This is a genomic window from Nitratidesulfovibrio liaohensis (genome assembly GCF_011682075.1).
GTDB classification, from domain to species: Bacteria; Desulfobacterota; Desulfovibrionia; order Desulfovibrionales; family Desulfovibrionaceae; genus Cupidesulfovibrio; species Cupidesulfovibrio liaohensis.
Genome location: NZ_VSMK01000070.1, coordinates 1 through 7,634 on the forward strand (window position 1 = coordinate 1; position 7,634 = coordinate 7,634).

General features: G+C 65.4%; 7 protein-coding genes, 1 tRNA gene and 1 riboswitch. Of the genes, 1 reads left to right on the top strand and 7 read right to left on the bottom strand.

Going from position 1 to position 7,634, the window contains the following annotated elements; all coding sequences use genetic code 11:
- From pheT to FVW27_RS03205, 7 genes are all read right to left on the bottom strand, one after another.
- A partial coding sequence (gene pheT / locus FVW27_RS03175; protein ID WP_167122677.1) for a phenylalanine--tRNA ligase subunit beta occupies positions 1-1,176 on the bottom strand: 1,176 nt, incomplete at its 3' end.
- 257 nt (positions 1,177-1,433) lie between these two features.
- Complete coding sequence (locus FVW27_RS03180) at positions 1,434-2,471, bottom strand: phenylalanine--tRNA ligase subunit alpha (protein ID WP_167122679.1); 1,038 nt, start codon at positions 2,469-2,471, stop codon at positions 1,434-1,436.
- A gap of 21 nt (positions 2,472-2,492) precedes the next feature.
- The gene (rplT, locus tag FVW27_RS03185; protein WP_007522954.1) at positions 2,493-2,846 is read right to left on the bottom strand and encodes a 50S ribosomal protein L20; all 354 of its coding nucleotides are present in this window, start codon (positions 2,844-2,846) and stop codon (positions 2,493-2,495) included.
- Between the two features lie 270 nt (positions 2,847-3,116).
- The gene (gene rpmI, locus FVW27_RS03190; RefSeq protein WP_012612126.1) at positions 3,117-3,314 is read right to left on the bottom strand and encodes a 50S ribosomal protein L35; all 198 of its coding nucleotides are present in this window, start codon (positions 3,312-3,314) and stop codon (positions 3,117-3,119) included.
- A 215-nt stretch (positions 3,315-3,529) separates the two neighbouring features.
- The gene (infC, locus tag FVW27_RS03195; RefSeq protein WP_012612127.1) at positions 3,530-4,060 is read right to left on the bottom strand and encodes a translation initiation factor IF-3; all 531 of its coding nucleotides are present in this window, start codon (positions 4,058-4,060) and stop codon (positions 3,530-3,532) included.
- Between the two features lie 7 nt (positions 4,061-4,067).
- The gene (thrS, locus tag FVW27_RS03200; protein ID WP_167122681.1) at positions 4,068-6,002 is read right to left on the bottom strand and encodes a threonine--tRNA ligase; all 1,935 of its coding nucleotides are present in this window, start codon (positions 6,000-6,002) and stop codon (positions 4,068-4,070) included.
- Between the two features lie 89 nt (positions 6,003-6,091).
- Positions 6,092-6,166, bottom strand: a tRNA-Val gene (locus FVW27_RS03205).
- A gap of 543 nt (positions 6,167-6,709) precedes the next feature.
- Positions 6,710-6,857: riboswitch (cyclic di-AMP (ydaO/yuaA leader) on the top strand.
- Positions 6,858-7,174: 317 nt separating this feature from the next.
- On the opposite strand from FVW27_RS03205, the gene FVW27_RS20780 reads away from it, so the two are divergent.
- Positions 7,175-7,634, top strand: a 460-nt coding sequence (locus FVW27_RS20780) for a KUP/HAK/KT family potassium transporter (RefSeq protein WP_243838180.1), incomplete at its 3' end; no start/stop codon positions are given.

Consider the following 7,634-nt stretch of genomic DNA (forward strand, 5'->3'; position numbering starts at 1 on the left):
GGGGCGCAACCGCGCGCCGGAAAGCTCGGCCATCATCTGGGCCGCGCGGTGCATGGCGTACACCGCCCCCGCCTGGTCCACGCCGCGCTCGAAGCGGTACGACGCCTCGCTGGAAAGGCCCAGCCTGCGGCCCGTGCGGCGCACGGTGCCGGGACGGAACACGGCGCTTTCCAGCAGCACGCGGGTGGTGGCGTCGGAAACTTCGGAGTTGGCGCCGCCCATGACACCCGCAAGGGCCACGGGCTTCACCGCGTCGCGGATCAGCAGGTCGCCCGCCACCAGCGCGCGGTCCTGGCCGTCCAGGGTCACGATGCGCTCGCCCGCCACCGCAGGGGAGACCACGATGCGCGAGCCTTCCAGCAGGTCCAGGTCAAAGGCGTGCATGGGCTGGCCCAGTTCCATCATTACGTAGTTGGTGGCATCCACGATGTTGGAAATGGGGCGCACGCCGATGGCGGTAAGCCGGTGGCGGATGCGCGCCGGGCTTTTGCCCACGCGGATGTTTTCGAGAATGCGCCCGTGATAGGCATGGCACAGGGCCGGGTCCGCGATTTCGATGGCCACCTCGCCGGAGCAGTCCGGGCCGTCTTCAACCACGTTCAACCGGGGCAGGGTCAGCGGCAGGCCGAAGCCCAGGGCCACCTCTCGCGCAAGGCCCAGCACGGAAAGACAGTCGGCGCGGTTGGGCGTGATGGAGATGTCGCACACCTCCATGTCCAGTTGCAGTTCGTCCACCAGCAGCCTGCCCACCGTGAAGTGCTCCGGCAGGACCATGATGCCTTCGTGGTCGTCGCTAAGGCCCAGTTCACGCTCGGAGCAGATCATGCCGTGCGAGGGCTGGCCGCGCAGCTTGGCCTTCTTGATGACCATTCCGCCAGGCATGGTGGTGCCCACCAGGGCCACCGGCACCTTCTGTCCGGCAGCCACGTTGGGCGCGCCGCACACGATGTCCAGCAGCTCGCCCTGGCCCGCGTCAACCTTGCACACCGAAAGCTTGTCGGCCTCCGGGTGCTTGGCGCGTTCCACCACGTGGCCCACCACGATGGTGCGGATGGCGTCGAACGGGCGGCGGATTTCCTCCAGTTCAAGGCCGAGCATGGTCAGACGGTCGCCGAGTTGTTCGGCGGTGCCTTCGAAGGGAACGAATTCGCGCAGCCAGGCAAGGGACAGCAGCATGGGGCTACTCCATGATTAAGAGAATCGGGGGAGGAACCGGGGAGGGGACCCTTTGAAAAGGGTCTCCCTCCCCGGACCCCACCCCCCCAAATTTTTTCATTGTAGGCGTGAGCAGGCAGCACCCGCGACCAACTCCCCCTCTCCGACCAACCCAATCGTAAAGTTTGGGGGGGATGGGGTGGGGGGGGACGGGGGGCGGGGAAGGGAGACCCTTTTCAAAGGGTCCCCTTCCCCGCCCCCCGCTTGTCTTCAAAAACTCAGCTGAACTGGGACAGGAACCGCACATCATTCTCGAAGAACATGCGCAGGTCACCAATGCCGTACTTGAGCATGGCCACGCGTTCGACGCCAAGGCCGAAGGCGAAGCCGGTGTATTCCTCGGGATCATAGCCCACGGCGGTGAACACGGCGGGGTCCACCATGCCGCAGCCCAGGATCTCGACCCAGCCGGTGGTCTTGCACACCCGGCAGGGTTCGTTGCCCACGTGCCCCTTGCCGCCGCAGATGCAGCACGAGATGTCCACCTCGGCGCTGGGCTCGGTGAAGGGGAAGAAGCTGGGGCGGAAGCGGACCCTGGTATCGCCGCCGAACACGGTGCGCAGGAACGAGGTGAGCGTGCCGCGCAGGTCGGCCATGCTCACGCCCTTGTCCACCATCAGGCCTTCGATCTGGTGGAACATGGGGGTGTGCGTGATGTCCGAGTCGCGGCGGTAGACCTTGCCGGGGGCGATGATGGCCACCGGGGGCTTGCGCGCCAGCATGGTGCGCACCTGCAACGGCGAGGTGTGGGTGCGCATCAGGATGGACTCGGTGACGTACAGGGTGTCCTGCATGTCGCGCGCCGGGTGTTCGGCGGGCATGTTCAGCGCTTCGAAGTTGTAGTGGTCCATCTCCACTTCCGGCCCGGTCACGATGTCGTAACCTAGCCCCCGGAACACGGAGCAGATTTCCTCCATGACCAGGGTATCGGGGTGGAGCGAGCCACGCCACGGCGCGCGGCCGGGCAGAGTCGGGTCGAAGCGGGAAAGCGCGGCGGCCTCGCTGGCGGCTTCGAGGGCGGTCTTGCGGCCTTCGAAGCGTTCGGTGAGGGCCATCTTGACGCCGTTGGCGGCCTGCCCCAGGCGGGGCCGGTCTTGCGGCGAAAGTTCGGGCAGGCGGCCCATGATCTGCGCAAGACGCCCCTTGCGGCCAAGGAAGGCGACGCGCAGTTCCTCAAGCTCCGTCAATGACGAAGCCTGGTCCAGGCCTCTTTCGAGTTCCGGGACCAGGCTTTCCAGTTCCTTGAGAAGGTCCATGCGTAGAGACCCCGTATGGGGTTAGTTGAGTTTCGAGGCGGCGAGTTGCGCCAGCTTCGCGAAATCTTCCTTCTCGCGCACGGCAAGGTCGGCAAGCACCTTGCGGTTCAGGGAGATGCCGGCAAGGGTGAGGCCGTGCATGAACTTGCTGTACGACAGACCGTGCATGCGGGCGCCGGCGTTGATGCGCAGGATCCACAGCTTGCGGAATTCGCGCTTCTTCACCTTGCGGTCGCGGAACGCGTACATCCACGAACGTTCAACGGCCTCGCGGGCGGTGCGGTACAGTTTGCTGCGGCCGCCACGGAAACCCTTGGCCGCGTCCAGATACTTCTTGTGACGCCTGTGGGAGGCGAGACCTCTCTTCACGCGCATGGAATACCTCCATCGTGATCTTGACTCCGCGAGGCGAGAGACCGGGCCAGCGGAGCGGATAATGTAAAGTGCGGGATGCGCTCTCGTTGGACGGAGAGCACGCCTTGCCGGGGCACTGGCCCCGACGAAGGCGATTCAAAAAAAGGAATTTTGTTCTCCGGCAAGGAGGACGAGCCTTTTGCGAAGGGAGTGTACTCTTAGGTACTCGACCGGAGCAAAAGGCGAGTCCGACGCAGCCGGAGGGCAAAAGTACTTTTTTGAACGCCTTCGTTAGGCGTAGGGCATCATCCGGCGCACAGCCTTCTCATTGGTGCTGTCCACCGTGGCGGACTGGCCGAGGCGCATGCGGCGCTTGGCGTTCTTCTTCGTGAGGATGTGGCGCAGGTTCTGCTTGCGGCGCTTGAACTTGCCGCTGCCGGTCACGGAGAAGCGCTTGGCGGCGGAACGCCGGGTCTTGATCTTGGGCATTGGATACTCCTTGCCGTTCTCTGCTCGCGCCGTGGCCGCCGGGGCGGCGACGGACGCATGACGAAGCCCCCCGCAAGGCGGAGGACCCGGTTTGCCTTCTCAAGGACTGGATCGTCGAAAATTCCCGGTCGGTTGCAGCGGCGCAAGCGACCGCACCCCCGGCGAGAGGGGGCATAATGCGATAAAAACGCGCCGGAAGCAAGGGCCGATGCGGCCTATTTCTTCGGCAGCGGAGCGAGCATCATGAACAGGGTGCGGCCTTCGGCGCGGGCCTCCTGGTCCATCTTGGCGATGTCCTTGGTATCCTCGACGATACGGTCGAGAATGGACTGGCCGCGATCCTTGTGGACGATTTCGCGCCCGCGGAAGAAGACGGTGACCTTGCAGCGGTCGCCTTCCTCGATGAAGCGGCGGATGTGCCTGACCTTGGTGTCGTAGTCATGGTCATCCGTCTTGGGCCGGACCTTGATTTCCTTGATCTGGATCACGGTCTGGTTCTTCTTCGCCTCGGCCTTCTTCTTCTGCTGCTCGTACTTGAAGCGCCCGTAGTCCATCACGCGGCACACGGGCGGATCGGCCGTGGCGGCCACCTCGACGAGGTCGAGGCCCAGCTCCTTTGCGTGCGCGATGGCGTCGTTGCGCGACAAGATGCCGAGCTGTTCGCCGTCCGCTCCGATGACCCGCACTTCGCGGGCACGGACCTGTTCATTACGCCGCACGGTGTCCTGCGGGATATCGCGGCGCATCCTGTTGTTAGGAGAAGCTATAGCTCATTCCTCCACGTTTAAACGGTTCCTGGCAGTCCGCCCTGATCATTTCCGCCACTTCGGCAAGGGTCTTGAGGCCAAGGTTTTCGCCGTTGCGCAGCCGCACGTTGACGCCCCCGGCCTCCACTTCCTTGTCCCCCACCACGAGGATGTAGGGAATTTTCTCCAACTGGGCTTCGCGGACCTTGTAGCCCAGCTTTTCGTTGCGCGTATCGGCCTCTACCCGAAGGCCAGCGGCCACAAGCTGGTCACGCGCACCCATGGCGAAATCGTTCTGGGCGTCGGTGACGGTCAGCAGGCGCGCCTGAACCGGGACTATCCACGTGGGGAAGGCCCCGGCAAAGTGCTCCGTGAGCACGCCGATGAAGCGTTCGAGCGAACCCAGGATGGCCCTGTGGACCATAACCGGGCGATGGCGCTCGCCATCCTGCCCGATGTACACCAAGTCGAATCTGTCAGGCAAGGTGAAATCGACCTGGATGGTGGACAGCTGCCACTCGCGCCCGATGGCGTCCGTGACCTTGATGTCGATCTTGGGGCCGTAGAAGGCGCCGTCACCCTCGTTGATGGTGTACGACAGGCCCGCCGTGGCCACCGCGCCGATGAGCGCGTTGGTGGCGCGGTCCCAGTCCTCGTCCGAGCCGATGGACTTTTCCGGCCGGGTGGAGATGACGATGCGGTAGTCGAAGCCGAACAGGCCCATCAGGTCGCGCACCAGCGCGATGACGCCGATGATCTCGGCTTCCAGCTGGTCGGGGCGGCACAGGATGTGCGCATCGTCCTGGGTGAACTGGCGCACGCGCAACAGGCCGTGCAGCACGCCCGACTTTTCGTGGCGGTGCACCACGCCCAGTTCGAACATGCGGCGCGGCAGGTCGCGGTAGCTGCGCAGGTGGCTCTTGTAGATGAGCATGTGCGAGACGCAGTTCATGGGCTTCACGCCATAGGCGTTGTCGTCGATGACGGTGAAGTACATGTTCTCGCGGTAGTTGTCGTAGTGGCCCGACTTTTCCCACACCTCGCGGCGCAGAAGCTGCGGCCCCTGCACCAGTTCGTACCCGCGCTTCAGGTGTTCCTTGCGCAGGAAGTCCTCGAGGATGGTGCGCAGCAGCATACCCTTGGGATGCCAGTAGACCATGCCGGGGGCGACGTCTTCGTGGAAGGCGAACAGATCCAGCTGCTGGCCCAGCTTGCGGTGGTCGCGGCGCTTGGCCTCTTCGATCTGGTGCAGATGGTCCTTCAGGGCCTTGGGGTCGGCAAAGGCCGTGCCGTACACCCGCGAAAGCATGCGGTTCTTTTCGTCGCCGCGCCAGTAGGCACCGGCCACGGAGAGCAGCTTGAACGCCTTCACGAAGCTGGTGTCGGGAATATGCGGGCCGCGGCACAGGTCGACGAAGTCGCCGCTGCGGTACACGGACACCGTGTCCGCCGGAATGTCGCGCACGATCTCGACCTTGTAGGTCTCGCCCATGCCCTCGAACAGGGCCACGGCCTCGTCCTTGGTCATTTCCGTGCGGGTGAAGGGATGCGCGGCAGCCACGATCTTCTGCATTTCCGCCTCGATGGCTTCGAGGTCGTCCACGGAGAAGGGGCGTTCGTAGTCGAAATCGTAGTAGAACCCGCTGTCGATGGCAGGGCCGATGGTCACCTTCACGCCGGGGAACAGCTTCTGCACCGCTTCCGCCATGATGTGCGCGGCAGAGTGGCGGATGAGCTCGATGCCTTCCGGCGAATCGGCGAAGACCGGTTCGATGGTGGTGGTGTCGGCGGGCACGGTGGCGGTGAGGTCGAGCGGGGTGCCGTTGCAGCGGCAGGCTACGACATTCTTGAACTTCTTCCCGCTCAGGGCGCCCTTGAGGGCGTCACGGCAGGAGACGCCGGACTGCACGTCGAACACCTGTCCTTCGATGGTCACGTTCACGCCGAATCTCCTCGGTGAGTTTGTTGTTGCCGCCGCGCGCACCATAACAAGAAAGGGAGGCCGGAACCTCCCTCTCTGGGCTTTCGGTGTGGTAGGCACGAGCAGATTTGAACTGCTGACCCCTTCCGTGTCAAGGAAGTGCTCTCCCCCTGAGCTACGCGCCTACACCTGCGAGGCAGGAGGGGTATCTACATGCGCACGCCGTCACCGTCAAGCGGTTTTCTTGCACGATGCCCGAAAAAAACGGAAAAAGGCTCTCCGGGGCACTACCGCCCGACTGGCCAGGCGCTACGTCCTTACGCTGCGGCCCGGCCCGGGGGCCACGCCGCCTTCACGCGCGCACGTTACATCATGAGCAGCAGCCGGGATCTGGCAATGGGGGCAGGCACCCTGCCCCACGCGCGCATGCGCGCCGCCCGATACGAACCGTTCAGTGTCGGCCCTGCCTGATGCCTGTCCGATACCCCCCCCCCCGATGCTTGGCCCGATGCTTGGCCCGATGCCCCGCGCTGCCGCCCTCTCCTGCCTGCGCACTGCGCCACTCTGCCCCCCACCTGCCCGCACCGCCCCGTCCCTTCGCGTCTGCCCGCACCGCCCCGTCCCTTCGCGCCTGCCCGCACCGCCCCGTCCCTTCGCGCCTGCCCGCAAGTCCTTGCGAGACAAGCCTTTCGCACCCCATTGACAGAGTGGGCGGACAGGCGTAGCCCTCGCCGAAATCGCCGAGTTCCGCCTTGGGGCGGAAGCGGGGGACCCAACAACCGGTCACCCGGTACGGGGCGCATCGCCGCAAGGCGTAGGGCAATCTCTTCGGCCCGAGCCCGTCAGCTAACCTCGCAGGCGTCGAAGGGAGAGCACCCCTCCGAGCACCCTCCGTGCATTCGTCCGTTGTCATGCAGCGGGCGGCTACCGCCGGACGGACAGGCCTCGGGGTGGGGGAAGCTTTCCCCACCCTTTTCGGAGGCCTCATGTCCACCGGTTCCGATCCGTTGGGCGAAGGCGCGTCCGGCAGCATGCCGGACGGCACCGCGTGCGTCTCGCCGCGTAGCGATGCCGTTGCGTCCTCGTCCGCCACTTTCTCCACCACAGGGCTCACCGCCCCACAAGCCTCCGCCACCGGAGGCGCATCACCCGTGCCTTCCGCCGGGTCTGCGCCTGTTGCCGGTCATGAGCACATGTCCACACAAGCACCCGCTTCCGCCCCTGCCGCGTCTTCCGGCACTTCGGCGTCGCCCGCTCCGTCCGCGCCAGCCACTCCATCCACACCATTCGTCGAACCCGGGGCCACCCAGCCCACTCATGGCGCCGACCGCCTGCTGCCGCTGGCCCTTGCCGCGCTGGGCGTGGTGTACGGCGACATCGGCACCAGCCCCCTGTACGCCATCAAGGAATGCTTCCACGGCCTGCATGCCCTGCCGGTAACGCCCACCAACATCCTGGGGGTGCTTTCGCTGGTGTTCTGGGCGCTGACCGTGGTGGTCACCATCAAGTACGTGCTGTTCATCATGCGCGCCGACAACGACGGCGAAGGCGGCATCTTCGCCCTGCTGGCCCTCCTGCGCGACGGCACCCGAGACGGTGCCCGGCAGGCCCCCGGCAGCGACGACACCACGCCCGGCGGCGCGGCAAAGCCCG

What these genes read in the sequence shown, in the direction of transcription:
- FVW27_RS03180 (WP_167122679.1), bottom strand. Translation starts at nt 2,471, where the DNA reads ATGGACCTTCTCAAGGAACTGGAAAGCCTGGTCCCGGAACTCGAAAGA.
- rplT (WP_007522954.1), bottom strand. Translation starts at nt 2,846, where the DNA reads ATGCGCGTGAAGAGAGGTCTCGCCTCCCACAGGCGTCACAAGAAGTAT.
- rpmI (WP_012612126.1), bottom strand. Translation starts at nt 3,314, where the DNA reads ATGCCCAAGATCAAGACCCGGCGTTCCGCCGCCAAGCGCTTCTCCGTG.
- infC (WP_012612127.1), bottom strand. Translation starts at nt 4,060, where the DNA reads ATGCGCCGCGATATCCCGCAGGACACCGTGCGGCGTAATGAACAGGTC.